At 44.6% G+C, this 18,194-nt stretch carries 24 protein-coding genes; 10 read left to right on the top strand and 14 right to left on the bottom strand.

Annotated elements, in window-relative coordinates; genetic code table 11:
- Window positions 1-252: 252 nt before the first annotated feature.
- Together JGK20_RS04660 and JGK20_RS04655 are read right to left on the bottom strand one after the other, a co-directional pair.
- Window positions 253-1,644, bottom strand: a complete 1,392-nt coding sequence (locus tag JGK20_RS04660) for a malic enzyme-like NAD(P)-binding protein (RefSeq protein WP_293175307.1) — start codon at window positions 1,642-1,644, stop codon at window positions 253-255.
- A gap of 1,168 nt (window positions 1,645-2,812) precedes the next feature.
- Window positions 2,813-3,208: a hypothetical protein gene (locus JGK20_RS04655; protein WP_293196618.1), complete on the bottom strand. Its 396-nt coding sequence runs from the start codon at window positions 3,206-3,208 to the stop codon at window positions 2,813-2,815.
- A 347-nt stretch (window positions 3,209-3,555) separates the two neighbouring features.
- Here JGK20_RS04655 and argS point away from each other — a divergent pair, with 347 nt between their 5' ends.
- Window positions 3,556-5,313 carry an arginine--tRNA ligase gene (gene argS, locus JGK20_RS04650; RefSeq protein ID WP_293223695.1) on the top strand — a complete coding sequence of 586 codons (1,758 nt, stop codon included), beginning with the start codon at window positions 3,556-3,558 and terminating at the stop codon, window positions 5,311-5,313.
- Window positions 5,314-5,335: 22 nt separating this feature from the next.
- On the opposite strand, the gene JGK20_RS04645 is transcribed toward argS, so the two are convergent.
- The 8 genes from JGK20_RS04645 to JGK20_RS04610 all read right to left on the bottom strand — a co-directional run bounded on the left by JGK20_RS04645 (window position 5,336) and on the right by JGK20_RS04610 (window position 9,210).
- Window positions 5,336-5,482: a hypothetical protein gene (locus JGK20_RS04645; protein WP_293229528.1), complete on the bottom strand. Its 147-nt coding sequence runs from the start codon at window positions 5,480-5,482 to the stop codon at window positions 5,336-5,338.
- The gene (locus JGK20_RS04640) at window positions 5,479-6,168 is read right to left on the bottom strand and encodes a hypothetical protein (RefSeq protein WP_293229526.1); all 690 of its coding nucleotides are present in this window, start codon (window positions 6,166-6,168) and stop codon (window positions 5,479-5,481) included. The genes JGK20_RS04645 and JGK20_RS04640 overlap by 4 nt, the downstream gene beginning before the upstream one ends.
- Before the next feature lie 61 nt (window positions 6,169-6,229).
- Window positions 6,230-7,072, bottom strand: a complete 843-nt coding sequence (locus tag JGK20_RS04635) for a YheC/YheD family protein (protein WP_293196614.1) — start codon at window positions 7,070-7,072, stop codon at window positions 6,230-6,232.
- A 105-nt stretch (window positions 7,073-7,177) separates the two neighbouring features.
- Window positions 7,178-7,357, bottom strand: a complete 180-nt coding sequence (locus JGK20_RS04630; RefSeq protein ID WP_293175319.1) for a hypothetical protein — start codon at window positions 7,355-7,357, stop codon at window positions 7,178-7,180.
- A gap of 71 nt (window positions 7,358-7,428) precedes the next feature.
- Entirely contained in the window at window positions 7,429-7,860 is a 432-nt protein-coding gene (locus JGK20_RS04625) for a DUF4279 domain-containing protein (protein WP_293175321.1), read from the bottom strand.
- 22 nt (window positions 7,861-7,882) lie between these two features.
- Window positions 7,883-8,122: a polymorphic toxin type 33 domain-containing protein gene (locus JGK20_RS04620; protein WP_293175323.1), complete on the bottom strand. Its 240-nt coding sequence runs from the start codon at window positions 8,120-8,122 to the stop codon at window positions 7,883-7,885.
- 59 nt (window positions 8,123-8,181) lie between these two features.
- The gene (locus tag JGK20_RS04615; RefSeq protein ID WP_293175325.1) at window positions 8,182-8,871 is read right to left on the bottom strand and encodes an ImmA/IrrE family metallo-endopeptidase; all 690 of its coding nucleotides are present in this window, start codon (window positions 8,869-8,871) and stop codon (window positions 8,182-8,184) included.
- A 15-nt stretch (window positions 8,872-8,886) separates the two neighbouring features.
- Window positions 8,887-9,210 (bottom strand): helix-turn-helix transcriptional regulator, encoded by a 324-nt coding sequence (locus tag JGK20_RS04610; protein ID WP_190739559.1) that lies wholly within the window; start codon window positions 9,208-9,210, stop codon window positions 8,887-8,889.
- A 38-nt stretch (window positions 9,211-9,248) separates the two neighbouring features.
- On the opposite strand from JGK20_RS04610, the gene JGK20_RS04605 reads away from it, so the two are divergent.
- The 9 genes from JGK20_RS04605 to JGK20_RS04565 all read left to right on the top strand — a co-directional run bounded on the left by JGK20_RS04605 (window position 9,249) and on the right by JGK20_RS04565 (window position 15,069).
- A complete protein-coding gene (locus JGK20_RS04605) occupies window positions 9,249-9,512 on the top strand; it encodes a hypothetical protein (RefSeq protein WP_293175327.1) in 264 nt (87 codons plus the stop codon).
- Window positions 9,466-9,732 (top strand): hypothetical protein, encoded by a 267-nt coding sequence (locus JGK20_RS04600; protein ID WP_265234661.1) that lies wholly within the window; start codon window positions 9,466-9,468, stop codon window positions 9,730-9,732. Before JGK20_RS04605 ends, JGK20_RS04600 begins: the two co-directional genes overlap by 47 nt.
- 156 nt (window positions 9,733-9,888) lie before the next feature.
- Window positions 9,889-10,590, top strand: coding sequence for a hypothetical protein (locus JGK20_RS04595; protein WP_293175332.1), 702 nt, complete (start codon window positions 9,889-9,891; stop codon window positions 10,588-10,590).
- Between the two features lie 61 nt (window positions 10,591-10,651).
- Window positions 10,652-11,020, top strand: coding sequence for a hypothetical protein (locus JGK20_RS04590; protein WP_293175334.1), 369 nt, complete (start codon window positions 10,652-10,654; stop codon window positions 11,018-11,020).
- Window positions 11,021-11,077: 57 nt separating this feature from the next.
- On the top strand, window positions 11,078-12,055 hold the full coding sequence (locus tag JGK20_RS04585) for a hypothetical protein (RefSeq protein ID WP_293229524.1): 978 nt from the start codon (window positions 11,078-11,080) through the stop codon (window positions 12,053-12,055).
- Between the two features lie 133 nt (window positions 12,056-12,188).
- A complete protein-coding gene (locus tag JGK20_RS04580; protein WP_293210553.1) occupies window positions 12,189-13,280 on the top strand; it encodes a hypothetical protein in 1,092 nt (363 codons plus the stop codon).
- 146 nt (window positions 13,281-13,426) lie between these two features.
- Complete coding sequence (locus JGK20_RS04575; RefSeq protein ID WP_293210551.1) at window positions 13,427-14,149, top strand: DUF433 domain-containing protein; 723 nt, start codon at window positions 13,427-13,429, stop codon at window positions 14,147-14,149.
- A gap of 122 nt (window positions 14,150-14,271) precedes the next feature.
- The gene (locus JGK20_RS04570) at window positions 14,272-14,553 is read left to right on the top strand and encodes a hypothetical protein (protein WP_366038516.1); all 282 of its coding nucleotides are present in this window, start codon (window positions 14,272-14,274) and stop codon (window positions 14,551-14,553) included.
- Between the two features lie 234 nt (window positions 14,554-14,787).
- The gene (locus JGK20_RS04565) at window positions 14,788-15,069 is read left to right on the top strand and encodes a YiaA/YiaB family inner membrane protein (RefSeq protein ID WP_293149023.1); all 282 of its coding nucleotides are present in this window, start codon (window positions 14,788-14,790) and stop codon (window positions 15,067-15,069) included.
- 176 nt (window positions 15,070-15,245) lie between these two features.
- Here the strand turns inward: JGK20_RS04565 and JGK20_RS04560 are convergent, their stop codons facing one another.
- The 4 genes from JGK20_RS04560 to JGK20_RS04545 all read right to left on the bottom strand — a co-directional run bounded on the left by JGK20_RS04560 (window position 15,246) and on the right by JGK20_RS04545 (window position 18,017).
- A complete protein-coding gene (locus tag JGK20_RS04560; protein WP_293204444.1) occupies window positions 15,246-15,713 on the bottom strand; it encodes a ferredoxin in 468 nt (155 codons plus the stop codon).
- Window positions 15,714-16,207: 494 nt separating this feature from the next.
- Window positions 16,208-16,594, bottom strand: a complete 387-nt coding sequence (locus tag JGK20_RS04555; RefSeq protein WP_293175346.1) for a DUF1257 domain-containing protein — start codon at window positions 16,592-16,594, stop codon at window positions 16,208-16,210.
- Window positions 16,595-16,634: 40 nt separating this feature from the next.
- On the bottom strand, window positions 16,635-16,844 hold the full coding sequence (locus tag JGK20_RS04550) for a DUF2997 domain-containing protein (protein ID WP_194071124.1): 210 nt from the start codon (window positions 16,842-16,844) through the stop codon (window positions 16,635-16,637).
- Between the two features lie 300 nt (window positions 16,845-17,144).
- Entirely contained in the window at window positions 17,145-18,017 is an 873-nt protein-coding gene (locus JGK20_RS04545; RefSeq protein ID WP_293204441.1) for an ABC transporter permease, read from the bottom strand.
- Between the last annotated feature and the right edge of the window lie 177 nt (window positions 18,018-18,194).

Below are 18,194 nucleotides of genomic sequence, written 5' to 3'. Positions count from 1 at the left end.
AAAAAAGGAGTAAGAATGAACGGGAAGGAGGAAACGGAGAATGAGAATAAACCAGAAAAATCCCAAAACAAGAAGTACAAAACTGCGACAAAGACCATGAATTTATACATGGTATCTTCCCCCTTCCTTCTTCCCTCTTCCCTCTTTTCTCCCTCAACTGTCAACTATTCTCGACTGTCAACTGCTTTCCTGCTTTCGGAGTCAACTGTCAACTGTCAACTGTCAACTGTCAACTGTCAACTGTTCCTTCTGTTAATCGCGGGCGATACCTTCGGATCGGGCGGCCAACTGCACTGCACCGGCGACAGCAATGGCAACTCGCTCGTCAAAAACTGAGGGTATAATGTGTTCTTTGTCAAGCTGCGAAGGACTGACTAAAGAGGCGATCGCGTAAGCTGCACCTAGATACATACTGGTCGTAATTGTGCGAGCTTTGCAGTCCAAAGCGCCTCGAAATATCCCCGGAAACGCCAAAACATTGTTAATTTGATTCGGGTAATCGCTGCGTCCGGTAGCAATAATCGCCGCATCCTCCATAATTAATTCTGGCTGAATTTCGGGAATGGGATTTGCCATGGCAAAAACGATCGGATTCTCGGCCATCGATCGCACCATCGATCGCGTGAGCACGCCAGGGGCGCTGACACCTAAAAATACATCCGCACCGGCGATCGCATCTTCCAAAGTACCGCTCGAAGCTACAGCAAATTCCAGTTTTTCTGGGTTCATATCCGTGCGATCTTTGGAAAGGACGCCTTTGGAGTCGCACATGATGATGTTTTCGGCACCTGCTTTCCGCAGCAAACGGGCGATCGCGACTCCGGCCGCACCGGCGCCGTTAATTACGATACACACTTCTGCCATTGTTTTTTTGACGAGTTTCAAGGCATTAATTAATGCTGCCAAACTAACAATCGCAGTTCCGTGTTGATCGTCGTGAAAAATCGGAATATTTAAGGTTTCCCGCAATCTTGCTTCAATTTCAAAGCAGCGAGGTGAAGAAATATCTTCGAGGTTAACACCACCAAAAACCGGGGCGATATTCTGCACTGTGCGAATAATTTCGTCAGTATCTTGGGTATTCAAACAGATAGGAAAGGCGTCAATTCCGGCAAATTCTTTAAATAGCATGGCTTTGCCTTCCATGACTGGCAGGGCGGCTTCGGGCCCCAGGTTTCCCAGTCCCAAAACTGCGCTACCGTCGGTAACAATGGCAACAGTATTTTGTTTGATTGTCAGGTTGTAAACTTGTTGGGGGTCATTGGCGATCGCGGTACAGATGCGAGCGACTCCTGGAGTGTAGGCCATTGCCAAATCTGACTGGCGTTTGAGGGAAATTTTGCTTTCTACGCTGATTTTACCGCCGCGGTGCAGGTTGAAAGTGCGATCGTACACGTCGATCACTTTGATATCCGCTAGCGCTTTCACTGCTTGGACTATTTCTTCGCTGTGCTCGGTGCTGTAAGCATCGACGGTGATATCGCGAACTGTAGTGGCGCGGGTTTGCTCGATCAAGTCGATTTGGCCGAAGTTGCCGCCCACAGAGCCGATCGCACTGGTGACGCTTGCTAGCATTCCCGGCTGGTTCGGCAGAGCAACGCGAATCGTTAAACTAAAGCTAGGGTTCGGTGTCAGTTTTACCATGATGGCTTGATTGGAGATTTGAGAATTGCAATCTTAGATTTTATCGCCAATGCTAGGCATAAAATTTAATAATTCAATTTTTCAACTTAAATTTTTAACAAATTCTATGAGCCTGGGATGCGATCGCACTATATATCCCCTTCAACAGTTGACAGTTGACAGTTGACAGTTGACAGTTTGAGATCGACCTCTACCTAGAAGTCCGAGTATTGAAGCAGTAAATAATTTTGTTTTATTTCCCCCTGCTTAAGGAGGAGGCTTTAAACCCATTCTTCTTGGTAAACTGCGTCAGTTTCTCTGTGTTTAAATTGTGTCAAAACTTGGGACTGATGGGGTGCATCTCACTTTTGAAGAGGGCGAAGCATGACCGCATATAAATTATTAGTTATCATCCCATATTTTCTGCGGTCATGCTTCGCCCCTACGGATGTATTCGCCAAACCCAGATGCACCCGACTGATGCACCCTACTAACTACTAACTATCTATTTTTTCCAATATTTCTGCTCGCTGCAAACTTAATGAATGTCAAGCAAAACTCTCTTTTGCAACGAGCAGTAAATGCACCTAATTCAACCTAAAATATCTCTTGTTAAAAAGCTTGCTGTGTATATCTTCTGCCCTCGAACCTCTTCCTTCTTTTGACGCGATCGCGTAGCCGAAGCAAGCCTTCTTCTCTCTTCCTTGACTTTTAAATCCGTTACATTCCGTACATTGCAAGTTCGGATGAACTTCCTTCTTCCTGATGACTGATGACTAAGACGGCGGGCCTGCACCATCCACCGCCCCTACCAACTAACTAACAGCTAACAACTGTCAACTGTCAACTGTCAACTGTCAACTGTTTGCTATCTTTTGAAGCGAGACACCGAGGAAAGTTAGTGCGGCTTTTTGGCGGCTTTGATTGGGGAGCTAAAAAGTAGATGCACGGCTGCTTGAGCCGGCAGGTAAAAATCAGATCGACTGATAAGCGGGCATGAAGGTATGTTAATTGTGCCTGCTTGTTGAACAATCTTTGATAGCGAGTGCAACCTTGCTTTCGATCGAATTACCTGCACGCTTTGCCCTGATGATTCCAGGGATTGTTACTAAGTAGGCAATGTCTCCCGCGCCGGTACTGGCACAGGTTCGGCGCAACACAGCAAGTTGCTGGTTGCTAAGTGTCAATTTTACCGATCGCTCGCAGCATCAGCACACATAATTGTAAAGAATTTGCAAGCGAGACAATCGGGGGGAACTTTTTCTAAGTTTTGCAGATCTACTTGTTCCTCGACCTCGCTGCCGGGGGGAACGATGCACAGGGCAACTTGTCCGACTCCAGCCATGAGTTCGGCAACTCGCTCTAAAATGTTGTCCATTTTGCCAATTAGTTGCTCGGCAGCCTCCAGACTCGGCGCGATAATGAAAAAGGTTTTGACTCCCTCGGGACAAGGGGCGAAACCGAGGGTACACTCTCGTAATAGTGCTTGAGTCGAAAGACTCAGAGGGTCATCGAAGCGATCGATTACAGCTTGATAAAAGGCTTGGGTCAGAGAACGATCGCCAAAAACAGGTTGAGATAACATAACTACTTCCTTGGGTAGAATTTTCGGGAGCATTAAAAAAATATTAACATACGTTAATGTAACTCATTTAAATAAATTATCTAGCGATCGCGATCGTTGACTAGATGTGATCTTTTTTGCTTTGTGTAGCGATCGCAACTGTGATAAAATGTACTATGTGTTAATGCGGTCAGTGATTTCGACTGCACCAGCAGCTCAAACCTAAGCACACAAAATTTTATTGGGAATCGGGAAAGAGGGGGAGAGGGAAAGAGGGGGAGAGGGAAATTGCCTGAGTTGTAAGAGTATTATTGACACAAAGTGCTTAATCTAGAGTTTAAAATAAGTATCCAATCAAAATATAAAAGATGAACTCGATCGCCCAACAGTTAAAAACAAGATTTGAAAAAGCCTTCACCTCCGCATTCGGCGAGAGTTATGCCGATACGGATCTGATGCTAGCGCCTGCGAATAATCCCAAGTTTGGGGATTTTCAGTGCAACGCGGCGATGAGTTTGGGCAAAAAGTTAGGCAAGCCACCGCGGGCGATCGCCTCTACGATCGTCGAAAATCTAGATATTGCCGACATCTGCGAAACTCCAGAAATCGCCGGCCCCGGTTTTATCAATTTGAAGCTGAAACCGGCTTATTTGGAAGCACAGATCAGCGCGATCGCCGCCGACACCCGTTTGGGGATTTCACCGACTCAAACGCCTCAGAGAATCGCGATCGACTTTTCGAGCCCGAATATCGCCAAAGAAATGCACGTCGGACATTTGCGATCGACAATCATCGGAGATGCGATCGCCCGCACCCTCGAATTTCAAGGCCACGACGTAATCAGAATCAACCACATCGGCGACTGGGGCACCCAATTCGGAATGCTAATCGCCTATTTGCGCGAAGTTCACCCCGAAGCTTTAACAACTGCTGACGCCCTAGACTTAGGCGATTTAGTTGCATTTTACCGCCAAGCAAAACAGCGCTTCGACGCAGACGAAATCTTCAAAGAAACCGCGAGACAAGAAGTCGTAAAACTGCAAGCCGGCGCCGAAGACACCAGACGCGCCTGGAAACTGCTGTGCGATCAATCCCGCCGCGAATTCCAAGTAATCTACGATTTGCTCGACATCAAATTAACCGAACGCGGCGAATCATTTTACAATCCATTATTGCCCGGAGTAGTCGAAGATTTAACCAATCTCGGTTTGCTAGTAGAAAGTGACGGCGCCAAATGCGTATTTGTAGACGGATTCACCAACAAAGAAGGCGAACCATTACCGCTAATCGTCCAAAAAACCGACGGCGGCTACAACTACGCCACAACAGACTTAGCTGCCATCCGCTACCGCATTCAAAACGACAAGGCAAAGCGCATAATTTACGTCACAGATTCCGGACAATCCAACCATTTCGCCCAAGTATTTGCAGTCGCCAGAAAAGCCAATTGGATTCCCGAAGATGTCGAGATTGTCCACATTCCCTTCGGTTTGGTATGCGGAGAAGATGGCAAAAGATTAAAAACTCGTTCTGGGGATGCAGTGCGGCTGCAAGATTTGCTCGATGAGGCGATCGTGCGAACCCGCGCAGATTTGGAAAAAAGATTAGCAGCAGAAGAAAGACAAGAAACAGAAGAGTTTATAGCCAACGTATCTCACGTAGTTGGTTTGAGCGCCGTTAAGTACGCCGATTTAAGTCAAAACCGGGCGAGCAACTATGTATTTAGTTACGACAAAATGCTCGCATTGCAAGGAAACACCGCACCTTATATGCTGTATGCTTACGTGCGCGTGCAGGGAATTCGTCGCAAAGGTGAGATTAATTTTGACAACTTAGATGCTAGTGCAAAAGTAATTTTGGAGTCGGATGCGGAGTTAGTTTTAGCCAAGCATTTATTGCAGTTGAATGAAGTTGTAAATGCTGTTGGCGGCGATTTGTTGCCGAATCGAATCTGTCAGTATTTGTTTGAATTAAGTCAAAAGTTCAATCAATTCTTTGAGCAATGTCCGGTGTTGAAAGCGGAGGAACCGTTACGGACTTCGCGGTTAATTTTGTGCGATTTGACGGCACGGACTTTGAAGTTAGGATTAGGATTGTTAGGGATTCAAGTGTTGGAGAGGATGTAATCTAAGGTTTGTAGTGAGGACTTTAGTCCTTATCTTGTATTTCTTCTGTCGTTTCTCCTGCGTCTTCAATCAACTCGTTAAATTCGCTGATAATTGCTAAAACTCGATCGGCGGCAATATCTGATTGTTCTGATTTTGAATAAATGGCAATCAAGATAACGATCGTCATTGTTTGAAGGTAGTAAATGAATCTATATCCACCGCTTTTTCCTTTTTGAACATCGCTGTTTTTAACACGCACCTTAAATATTTCGTAACCAATCCCAGGTATCGGAACTCCCAGCAACTCTCCAGCTTGCAGTTTTTCAATAATTGGCTGAACATCCGATCGGATATGGCGGTACTTTTTAGAAAGAGCGATTCTGCATCAATTCCATCCCACAGTTCAGAAAGCGGTATAGTCTGCCCTGTCATTGCTTCGTACCATCCTTGGCGAAAACACTCTTCTGCTGACTTCAACGTTTCGTCGCCAAGAACAATTTCTTGTTTGGCTTGTTGAGCAGCAGCCACAAGTTGCGGTTGCGTTTTCTCGAAAGATTCGTCCCATTGAAGCTCATCTTTTAATTGTGCGATATACTCTTTCAAGTATTCTGCTACTTGCTGCTGTAAATTTTCTGGCAGAGACTCCATCATCTCGATCGCTGCATCAATACCTTCCCACAGTTCCGATACAGGTCTAGTTTTTCCGGTCTTTATTTCCAGCCATGCTTGCCGAAAGCTCTCTTCTGGAGATGGGAGTGCTTCTTCGTCTTCGTTAGCAAGAAGGATGATGCGAACTCTGCGTCCAGCAAATTTTTCGGATAGGGCTACAATCTCTTCCCACGTACCCTCTACTTCTAATACTTGTCCTGTCATTATGTTTTCTTGTGTAATTGTTGGATTTAGTTAATTGTAGCGCATCTCTAAAATCGAACATTTACGGCTTTTGATTAATAGTCAAGCTCTCCAACATATCTTTAAACATCTTTACAGCAATCCGGCGATGATTATCTCTCACAAAAATCTCAAAATTAGGACTTGAATTAATTTCAATTAACCAATATTTCCCATTTGTATCTAGCGCAATATCAAACCCACCATAATTAATCCGAATCTCTTCAAAAACAGGGCGAACAAAATTTTCAATTTCCGAAATAATCTCTGAGTCGGTAATATGCTTAGCTTTTGCACCCTCCCAGTGCAGCGGGCTTAAATTCCCCGCAAATTTAGCGTCTGATTTATCTTTTTCATACAGCAAAACCAGCTTGTGATTGAAAAAAACCGCCCGATATTCGTGTCGGATATCAATGTACTCTTGAGCTAGACAAACATAGTCATAATCTTTGCTATTGACATTAAATACAAGTTCAATCGCTGCTTGAACTTGCTCTTTCGTTTCACACAGCAATACATTGTTTCCAGCCGAACCGCGATTTCTTTTCACAATCACGGGTAGCGAAAATGTTTTACTCACTTCGGCTGCAATTTCTGCACAATCTTTAAACTCTAAATATTTGTGATACTTTTCCTCGCAAAAAGGCGAGAGAAATCCTAGGGTGTGAGGAGTTTGAATCTTGCCTTTTAGCAAGTGATAGGTATATTCTTTGTCTTTAAATATGTGTACGATTTGCTCGTTGTTAAACGGCATACTGAAATTGACAAAATAATAGTCTTGACCGTTCAGTTTGATTCTAACTAAGTTTTGGTTTGGTGCGAGGATTTCATAACTGATATTTAACTCTTGACAAGCTTCGAGAATCAGACTGATATTTGTCTGCATAATTTGCACAGTATATTTGTTTATGAGTTGCGCGCGCCGCTCCAGAAACCGGGTTTCTTCGACTATTTTTCGTCACTCAACGTAAAAATTGTAGAAACCCGGTTTCTAGCCACCATGCTTCAACAGTTGACAGTTGACAGTTGACAGTTGACAGTTGACAGTTTGAGAGCGACCTCTACCTAGAAGGAAGAGGATTGGAGTAATGAATAGTCTAATTTTAATTTCTCCCCGCTCCGGCTTGGGGCTTTCAACCAATTCTTTCTGGTAAGCCCTGATTTTTTTCATTCATACTGTACCACAGTAGGAAGCAAGGAACCCAGAAGGGCGATCGCTCTTTGTGCACAAGGCTATGCCCCTCATGCTGCTACTGCTTCATCCGAGGCAGTCTCCTCTGGCAAAACATAAAAATCTACATCAATTGCCGCATTCAATTGATGTACCTTTTCAACGATACTTTTATCAAAATGAATCGCTGGCACACTGCCACTTCTGTAATAAATGACGCAAGCAATCTCCGCAGCATAAAACTTGCATAACTCTCGCAAAGGACTCCACCCAGGCTGAAGCTGTTCTAAAACCGAATTAATGTGTTCTTCTAAGTCGGCAGATTTTTCAATTTTAGAATACACACTCCAACCATTTTCTTTATGCCGTCTAGTACCCCTGGCACTAATTAAGTCCCCTTTCCTCCAACTTTCAGTTGGATTGATGCTTACCTTTGCAGTCACTTCGTCGGGATCGAATTCCATTCCAGTCAACATAAAGTAAGCGTAAATTTCTGACTCCATTTGCCCGCTCCTCTTTGATTAATTAAAAATCATTAATATTCAAATCAGTGAATTCACCTGTTCCAATACCACCTTTAGGTTTAACATAAATATTTCCTTCTGTGTCTTTGTAGAGGTCTCTTTTTGAAGCATTGCGTTTACCTTTGAGTAGATGAATATTTTCACCCCCTTTTTGAAGCCTCTCAATCTCATCAATAGTTAGCAGCTTGTCTTGTCTCCAGTTTCGCTCTTCTTCAGTATTCTCTAAATCTGTTTCCGTCATTCCTCACACCCTCAAAAGATGATAGAGATTTGAAATAAACTCTCAAATCCCATCGTACTTTATCCGAACAACCGCTGCTGACCGTTTGCTGCCTCTTTCCCGGCATAAATTTCGCGGGTTCCCTTGGGAATGTAAATCCAGCCAAACTCTTGCAAGCGGTTTGTCAAATTGGAAATGCTCACTCCCAATTCATCTCTCATTTTGTATAAATGCGACCACTTTGTTAAATCCCGTCCCTGTCTTTTATCTTCCAAAATACATCGAGGCATTAACAAGCAACTTGCAAAATATTGGGCTTGCCATTCGATCGACAAAACCTTATTATCCGCACCCGCGCCCCTACATACAAACGGTTCCTCGACATCCTGAGCGGTTTTTTCTGTATCGCCCAGGTTGAGTTCCAACTGTTTCACAGTCCCGTCTGCTTCGTCTTGATTGACGTGCAGCACCCAGTGGCCGATTTCGTGGGCGATCGTCGATTCGATGAACCCCGGCGGTTTTTCGAGAATCAATTCGTTGATTTCGATTAACCGCTGCTGGGGTAAAATTCTGGCGGCGATCGCACCTTCCTCATCGGGCTCAATGCAGTCCCAGACTACGCCCAAATCCAGGAAATCAGCCACCGTTGTCGCTTCAAAAGGCCATTTCGGAGCAAAATTTTGCGTTTTCTGCATCTGCATCAGGATGTCCGAAGCCAAACGCTCGATCGATTCTTTGGGATAGAAGCAATACGGTTTAAAAATACTCACTGTGATAGGCCTCTGTTACGCTTCAAAAGATTGTTTGAGCCAATCTGGATTTTCTTGCATCCGCCGGAAAAGAGCCTGCATTTCCTTCGGATTCTGCTTCAGCAGCGCTTCGTACTGCTGAGGCAGTCTCCCCGCCAGAAAAATCAATTCCTCTTCGTTGATATCGAGATTCCGCGCTAATGCTCGGATTACCTCCTCTTTTGGCGCATAATCGGCGCGATCGTTCTCCAGCTTCGACAAATAAGTAAAATCCACACTTAACATACCCGCTAGCTCACGTTGTGAGTAAGCTTTGTCCTTGCGAGCTTGACGGATCAGTCTTCCAAATGTTTGTTCCACGGTTTTTCGCCTCCTGACAGGCATTCTAGCCTGTTTTGATGAAAAGTTCAACAAAATACTTGACGGGAAAATCAACACAGGCTACCATAGGTTTAGTTGACGGTTTAATCAACCAACTTAACCGCACAGGTATGGTTGAGGGTGCAAAATATCCCAGACAAAACACTAGATATAGCACCATTAACTTTAGAGGAGCGATCGGCGCTGGGCGTCAAAACGCTTGTACGCAGCAAATTAAGGAGGAACAGATAGCAAATGCTGAGAACCTGGACAGACACGCATTACAAGCTCGAAGACGATGACTGGCTATACATCGCCACCCACGAAGAACAAAGCTCGGCCTCACTGGTTTGTCCGGGCTACGCACGGGATGGCGAAGGCTTCAGCATCCACTTCACCCCAGCGCACTTAGAAACGTTAGAGCATTTGCTCACCGCGCTGCGAATTATTCAAGCTCAACAAGAGGCGATGCTTGAGTACACATATCCAGAACCAAAAGCGACAACACATCTTATTCGGTAATCAATCGAAGGAAGAAGGAAGAGGGAAGAAGGAAGAAGGAAGAGGAAAGAGGGAAGAGAAATAATTAGATTTTTGTGACTTACCCATTACCAATTCCCCATTACCAATTACCCATTACCAATTACCAGCAAATAAATAACCAAGGAAAAACGAACAATGACTACTACAAAAGAAAGACCTACATTTTCAGTATTTGGTGCCAAACCGAGCAATGCTTTGCTAGTACCAGAAATTCCGATCGCAGTTCGCAACAACTGCCAAAGCGGCCAATGGGCGATCGGCGACACAGACTACGGTTCCAAGTGTTCGATCACCATCCTCAAATTTGCCAAATTCTTCGGTTCCCTCGGTCAAACTTCCCACACACTTTGGGGTCAACTTTGGTTCGTCGCAGAAACAGGCGAACTGCCCCAAGGAGTTGTGATGGTGACCTACATCAAAAACCGCAGCTTGAACGATTTTAACCGTTTAGTCGCATCAGTTCAATCGCGCGGCGTAGAGCCAGCAACCGGAATTTTTATCCCCGAATTTGTCAAACATTCCGGTCAAAAACCCGACGACAGCGGAGTAGTAAAACCGATTAATTACTACAGTTTAAAATGGTCGTGGATGGAGCGAAAAGACTGGGGAGTTATCGATCAAGCAGCAGCAGTTTTATCCGATCTGAGCAATCAATCGCGGATGATTGACTTGGAAGGAACCAGGGCTATGATTTGTTTAGATAACCTACCAGCAGCACAAGTTGCATCCTTGATGGCCGCTCACGCCAACGGTGAAAGCGATGCTATTGCTTTGAATTCCAACGGTAATATGTCGCTGCCATCAGCGGAAGACAGAGCAACTGCTGACTTGTTCTAATTTTGTGGAAAAGGCGCGATTAAATCGCGCCTTTTCCGTAACTGTGACAGCGAAAAGTAAAATGAAGAAATTAACGAAAATTAAAACCAAACCCAACCTGCAAGAAAGCCGTTTGCGAGAAAATTGCGAGCTACTCGACCAAATTCGGGCAGATACAATTAACGACATCGAAAGTCTCACCGAAGACTTCCAGCACATGAGTGTAGTTGCCGAATCTATCCGGCGAAATTACCAAGCTTTGCTCTCGGAAAATCAACTGCTTAAAGACACACTTGTAAGTATAGTTGACGATTGCGAGTGCTGGCAAGCCAATCGGTGCGCTCGCTGTAAAAAAATTCTCAAATCTCTTGAGAGCAATCATCCAAACTTCCCACCAAATGCAGCCAAAAAATATCGATCTATTCTCAGCCAACTCCGGAACTTAGGATAGTTCAACACGTCTTAGTAACAAGGTCTCGAAAAGTTTGAATCAGGAGCAACAAGCATTATGACACTAGCAAATGTTAAAGATAGCAAAGCCAAAATTTTGCAAAGTTTTCAGCAGATTTTAGCAGAAAAGAAAAAGATTGAATCTAAAGTCGAAACGAAAGAACAATCAGCCGAAAAAGCTAAAAACAAACAACTCCTCGAAGTCGCCTCTACCTACACAATTGACAGCATTGTCAAAGGCTTGGCCGACTTACAATTAGATTTCGGTAGCATCACCAGCGGACTTTCCGAAAAACTGAAGGCGGAATCTTCAAAATTAGATGAGTTAAAAAAGGCGATCGACATTGAAGCTCAACAATTACAGGAGTTGCAGCAAATTCGAGTTGTAGCAGATGCCCTCCACATTTTAACTCAAGAGCATCAAGAAAAATTGACTGTACTCGAACAAAATGCTGCGAACCAACGTGAAATTATCGAAAAAGACACGACCCAAAAACGCAAGACTTGGGGGAAAGAACAGCAAGAATTTGACACCGCAGTTTCCGAAAAAACTGCATTCACAACTAAACAGCGCCAGCAGGAAGCGGCAGATTATCAATACGAATTGCAGCGCGATCGCAAAATTGAAACCGACGAATACGAAGAAACGAAGCGCAAACTAGAACGGGAATTGCAAGAGTCTACCCGCGAAAAAGATAAAAACTGGGCAGAAAGAGAAAAAGTCCTCAGCGACAATCAAGCGGAGTTTGAAAAGAATCAGACCAAAGCTGCGGGATTTGAAGAAGAACTCAAACAGGCTTACATCAAAGCTAAAGAAGAAGCAATTCAAGAAGTTTCCCGCGAAGCTAAAGTCAAGGCAGATTTAGCGGATAAAGAATGGGAAGGAAGCAAGCAGGGATATGAGTTGAAAGTACAATCTTTACAGCAGACAATGCAGCGCCAAACTGAACAAATCGCCGAAATTTCTGCACAACTGCAAGCTACGATGAAGCAAGCACAAGATTTGGCAATGAAAGCTTTTGCGAGCAAAGCTTAAAACCCGGTTGGTAGTGAGGCTTTTAGTCCTTTCCCCGGTTCGCAGTGAGGACTTTATTCATTATTTTCTCAACACTTGAGGACTGAAGTCCTTACTACGAAACAAATTCCCAAATATTAACAAATGAAAAGCCATGAACAAAAAACTTACGGACAAAAGCACTAAGGCTGAAATCTTAGAAGCGTACAAGGAAGCCGCGCAAGAAAAAGCTGCGTTAGAATTGCAAATTAAACAGCTAAATGCTTCTCCAAAACAACCAGCAGCAGCAGCAGCAGCACCAGAAAAACCTATTGTGGAGGCACAAAAACCAATGGCTTTAACTCAATCTCAACAAAAAATGCAGTCCACAATTGATAATTTAATCTTGCTACAATTTGGCTTTGGTGGCGCTGTCAGCGAGTTGTCGGAAAAATTAACTTCGGAAGCTGCTAAACTGGAAGAATTGCGGCGCACAGTGGGCGACGAAATTCAACAACTGCAAGAGTTGCACAGTTTAGAAGATGTTGCGGAAGATACGCTGGATAATTTGATTCAGCAGTACGAAGAAAGTGCGAAAACTTTTACTAACGAACTCACCGAACAGCGCGATACTGTTGAACAGGAATTGCTGGAACAGCGTCTAGCTTGGGAAAAAGAGCAGGAGTTGCAAAAGTTGGCTGTTACAGAACGCAATGAGAATCAGCAAAAAAATTGCGATCGGGATGAAGAGTTGTATGATTACGATCTGAATCTTCAGCGAGATTTGGATATCGAAGGATACGAACAGCGTCAGAAAAGGCTGTATCAAGAAATTGAAGAGTTTCGTCAGGAACAGGAGAAACAGTGGGCGGAACGGGAAAAATCTATTTCGGAACGGGAAAAATTGTCTGCTGAAGTTAAGGCTAAGGTGGAAGCTTTCCCGAAGGAACTGGAAGCTAATATCAAGAATGGGAAAGATAATGGTCGCAATATTGGCAATTATCAAGCTAAGGTTAAGGCTGATTTGTCGGCTAAGGATATCGAGGGACAAAAGCAAAATTATGAATTGCAAATTCAAGGAATGTTGCAGACAATTCAAAATCAGGAATCGCGGATTGCGAGTTTGTCGAAACAGCTTGATTCTGCTTTGAAACAGGTTCAAGATTTGGCGGTGAAGGCGATTGAGGGTTCGTCGAATTTGAGTTCTTTCCAAGCTGTGAGGGAAATTGCGATCGAACAAGCCAAGACTCAGCAGAAAAATAAGTAATCCGCAGCGCTGTCAGCAGCTAAATAGGTTGCTTTAGATACCCGGTTTCTTGAAGAAGTCGGGTATCTGGGTATGGTCGGGAGAGATTTTTGCGATCGCCCGCGAACTGTGCAAAAATATAAGTATTTAGAATTAGGACAACTGCTATGGCTGATACTAACAACTTTGAACTGCGGGATATTCCGATATATTCTATCCCTCAAGCAGCACAATATCTCAGGCTGCGGAGAGATATGTTGCGACATTGGGTTGTTGGCTGGTACTCGCAAACAAAAACGGACAAGCACTTCTTTGAGCCGTTGATTGAGTTACCTCAACACAATAATCTTGAACTGCTGCCCCAGTCCAAAACTAGACTACTTTCTTTCACCAATTTGGTAGAGGCTCATGTGTTGATTGCTATTGTTAAGGCTACAGGCTTCTCCCGCCAGGAACTTAGTACGGCTCTCAAATGCGTCAACCGTAATTTTTCTAATCCTCACTTATACGCTCGAATTGAGTTTCAAGTCGAGGGAATTGCTCTTTTGTTTGAGAAATGCGGACAGAAGCTTGCAACATCGGACAGGAAGCAGGAAGCGAGGCAGATTCTAGACACTTATTTCGATCGCATTGTACGAGATGAAGCTGGATTACCTATCAAACTCTTCCCTTTCACGAAGCTACCAGGTTCCGACGAACCTAAAACAGTGATGATTGACCCCACAATCTCCTTTGGCCGCCCTGTTTTAGCTGGAACTGGCATTCCCACAGCTATGCTGGCAGAACGTTACAAGGCGGGTGATTCCATAGACGAACTTGCCGAGGACTACAATTGCTCGCGCCTCCAAATAGAGGAAGGTATTCGCTGCCAACTTCCGCTAGTAGCATGAATGAGATATTTTTTATTGACAGATGTTTAGGAAAAAAACTGGCAGATTCATTACGAAATTCGGGAGCTACAGTAGAAATTCACGACGATCATTTTAGTCAAGACCTCAATGATTAGGATTGGCTGAGGATAGTTGGAGAACACAATTGGGTGGTACTTACAAAGGACAAGAAAATTGCTAGTCGTCCTTTGGAGTTATTGGCTGTGGCTCAAAGTAATGTACGGCTGTTTGCATTTGTGGGTGGCGATGTTTCTGGAGTTGTAGTCGCACAAGCTTTTGTAAATGCCTTGGAAAATATGCAACGATTTATTCGTGGGAATCAATCACCTTTCATCGCTAAGGTGTACCAGTCGGGTTTGGTAAAGCCCTGCAAGAACCGAAAAGAACTTTTGAGAATGCTCTAAAACCAGTGAGTAAATCATCCCAAATCAATCTCCCTTAGTGCAGTTTCCTAACTGTCTACTCCCACCAAGTCTTTAGAGAGCCTTAAACCCTATCTACAGCGATCGCATTTTTACTAAAAATATCGATCGCCCTGTGCACTTATCCAAACTGTCCCTATCTCTCCCGATCGCTTCATTTATACTCTCTATTCTTAAAGTTAATGAACCAAAAGATATATTTTAGATAGAGGCATTATGCAGCAACAAATTGTACGTCAAAGAGATACTAATGCTTGGATTTTACAGTGCTGGGTTTCCTTTATTCTAGCTATTTCCACTACGGCTATAGGTGTCATTTATCTGCCCGTAGATATCTGGGTAAAAAGTTTCGTGGGTATGGGTTTAACTTTTTCGGTTGGTTCGTCTTTTACTTTAGCAAAAACGATTCGGGATAACAATGAGGCAACTAGATTGACTGCGAGAATTGATGAGGCTAGAGTTGAGAAAATTCTCGCGGATCACCATCCTTTGAAATAATCTGTTGTTCATAACTTGGGGGTTGACTCGGCGGTTGAAACCGCTGCTATACAAACGAAGTCCGCCTCCGCGGACTAAGAGTCGGAGAAAGTTATATTTTGTATAAAAAATGCCCGCGCAGGCGGGCTTTGTTTTTGTCGCTACAGGTTTCAAGCTGTGGATTTTGATTGTGGGTTTCAATGGTTGTGTTTGGAGTTACGATCGCCCTTAGCCTTCTGGCGCTGGCGAACACCCGCCTGAACTGTAGCCATATCCACGGGAAAACCAACTACGGGAATCACCTGATCCTTACGCTCTTCTTCGAGGTTCTTGAGTTCGGTGTAGTCAACCCAGTGAATGCAATTTACCGGACAAGTGTCGATCGCCTCAGCAATCAACTCTTCGGAATCTCCGTCTTGTCGGACTACGCGCGATCGCCCGTAATCCGGCTCAATGTAGAAAGTATTGCGAGCAACATGGGCGCAATGCTTGCAGCCGATGCAGGTAATCTCGTCAACATAGACGCCTTTTTGGCGCAAAAATCCGCCCAACTCCGGTTCTAAACCAGTGCGATCGGGCGCATCCCGCAAAAATCCGCCCAACTCCGGTTCTAAACCAGTGCGATCGCCTGCTGTATCTATTCCGAGTCCAGAAAGCTCAGACATTTAGATCCCTCACAATATTGACACTCCCCGACCTAAAGGTACGGGGATTCTTAAGACATTTCTGTCAAAATATCCCGCGCAAGCGTGGGTTCCCAGGCTGACTACGTTTGCACTCTCAAGTGCGTAGTCATATCTCCTCAAAAATGTTTTGGGCGTAGACTTTCCCCCAGTCCGGGGGTAGGTTTTTAAATCTTGTCTGATTTGTTTATCCTACCATATTCATTTTTAAACAGTTGACAGTTGACAGTTGACAGTTGACAGTTGACAGCGAAGTGATAAGAACGGAGATTTAAACTCCGTTCTTATCACAATCTGCCTAAAGGCAGGGGCTTCAAACCCCCGCTATTCGGTGAAGATGGATTTTTTCTTTTACTTAAAAATGGCAAAAAGCCGTGCTACAAGGACAGGGTTTTCAACCCAATTTTCTGATAATAAATAAGTCCGCACGGGCGGACTTGAGATGAGACTTGAATTGTAAAAATCTCAAACAACCCTTAAGCGCACCAGCGCTGAACCACCAAGCGGATCGAACCGTCTTGATTTTGCTTTTGCTCAGAAACTTGGAAACCCTGCTTAGCGCTTTCATTCACCACAGTATGGTAAGCGTAGCGCTGAGTCACCTTATTCAGAAAACGATCGACAGACCAAGCTTGCTGCCAAAATTGCAAATCCGCCACCAATTCATACTCAGTCCCGTTCCAGCTAAAACCTAAGTCATAGCCGTTTTTTTGCTCAATCACCACCTCAGCAGTGCTGGTGAGGCCGCGATAGCCGCGCACCTCAGTGGGGCCAGACTTCCAGTCGATACCCAAGTCAGTTAAAGCAGCTTCCAAAGAATTCAAATTGCGGATCTGGGTTTTAATTTGGCTAAAGTGTGACATGGTGGTTCCAAAAAAATTTAAGTGAACTGAACAAAAAAGATTACCAATCGCTAAAAGCCACTTGGGCCGTCGCTTCGGCTGACTGATGCAGCACTTGCGCGAAATATTCAGATGTTGACTCTTGATGAAGCACCACACCGAGCTGGGCTTCAATTGCTGCCGTTACCTCAGCGCAGGAAGCACCGACAATGCCGGTGACTGTTTCCTGTACGCGGCCATCTGGATAAATGACAAATTCTAGTGTTTCCATAATCCGGGCTGACTGAATAGGAACAATAATGACACCGACACCAGCAAGCCGGGGACGATGCCTCCTGAGGTCGCTTCTTAAGAGTTGGCGGACTCACAAACCGCTATATCAATTTTGACTAATTGATAGGTTTTGAGTCACAACTTAACAGAAGTTATTAATAGGTAGAAGCAATACATCAGTTGTATGTAAAGTTTCGCGTACATTGTGACACCAGTCAAGTTGATTTTAGATTTTAGATTTTAGATTTTAGATTTTGAAGCCAAAAGTATAAATTCTCCCACTGTCCGACTCTCCCCTTTAATTCCCCCTGGGGTCTAAAACGTCTCGCAGCCCGTCGCCTAAAAGGTTGAAACCCAGAACTGTCAAGGTAATCAACAAACCGGGAAACAAAATCGTCCAAGGAGACGAAAGAGCGTATCCGCCTTTGAAAGCATCGGAAAGCATCGTCCCCAACTCTGGGGCTGGCGGCTGCGCGCCCAAACCGAGAAAACCCAAACCAGCAGCTTCTAGCGTCGCTGTACCTGTGGAAAGAGTTGCTTGTACAACAAGCGGGGCGAGACTTCCCGGCAAAATGTGGCGAAAAATAATCCGCAAGTCGCTGGCGCCTAAGGCCTTGACAGCTAACACAAATTCTTGTTCTCGCAGGGATAGCACCATGCTGCGTGTGAGGCGGATGTAAATCGGAATTTGGACGACGCTGACGGCGATAATTACGCTTTGCAAGCTGGGCCCGGTGACGGTAACAATGGCGATCGCCAGTAAGATCGAAGGGAAAGCTAGCAAAATATCCGCCAAAATCCCGATCGCACCTTCCACCCATCCGCGAAAATATCCAGCCAAGAGCCCCAACAGAGAGCCCACAAATAATCCCGCACCCACAGAAACCAGGCTGACGAGCAAAGATATCCCCAATCCGTGCCATACCCGCACTAACAAATCCCGCCCCAAACCGTCGGTTCCGAACCAATGTTTGACGCTAGGAGCCACTAATCGGGATAAATAATCGCGATCGACCGCAGGATTGTAAGGGTAAATTAGGGGGGCTAACACTGCCACAACAATCAGCGCTACAGTCAAAATTAAGCCGATTTTCCCGGAGGTCGATCGCCCAAATCGCTGCCAAGCAGGCTGTGAAAATATTAAATTTTTATGCAATTTTCGATTGTCCATTGAGTGCTGTCACCAAAAAACTGAGGACTTTGCACAAATTATTAAAATAAATTAACGATCGCGATCGGCAACGACGGAGCAGCCATCGCAGAAATCTTAACAGGACTTCCGCCTAGGAGTGAGGAAAAAACCCGGTTTCTCGCAGAATATTCGGTTTGGTAACGAGGTATCTAGGAA

Origin of the sequence: Microcoleus sp. PH2017_05_CCC_O_A, from assembly GCF_020738785.1 — a bacterium.
GTDB lineage: Bacteria > Cyanobacteriota > Cyanobacteriia > Cyanobacteriales > Microcoleaceae > Microcoleus.
This window is presented reverse-complemented; position numbering and strand designations above follow the sequence as displayed.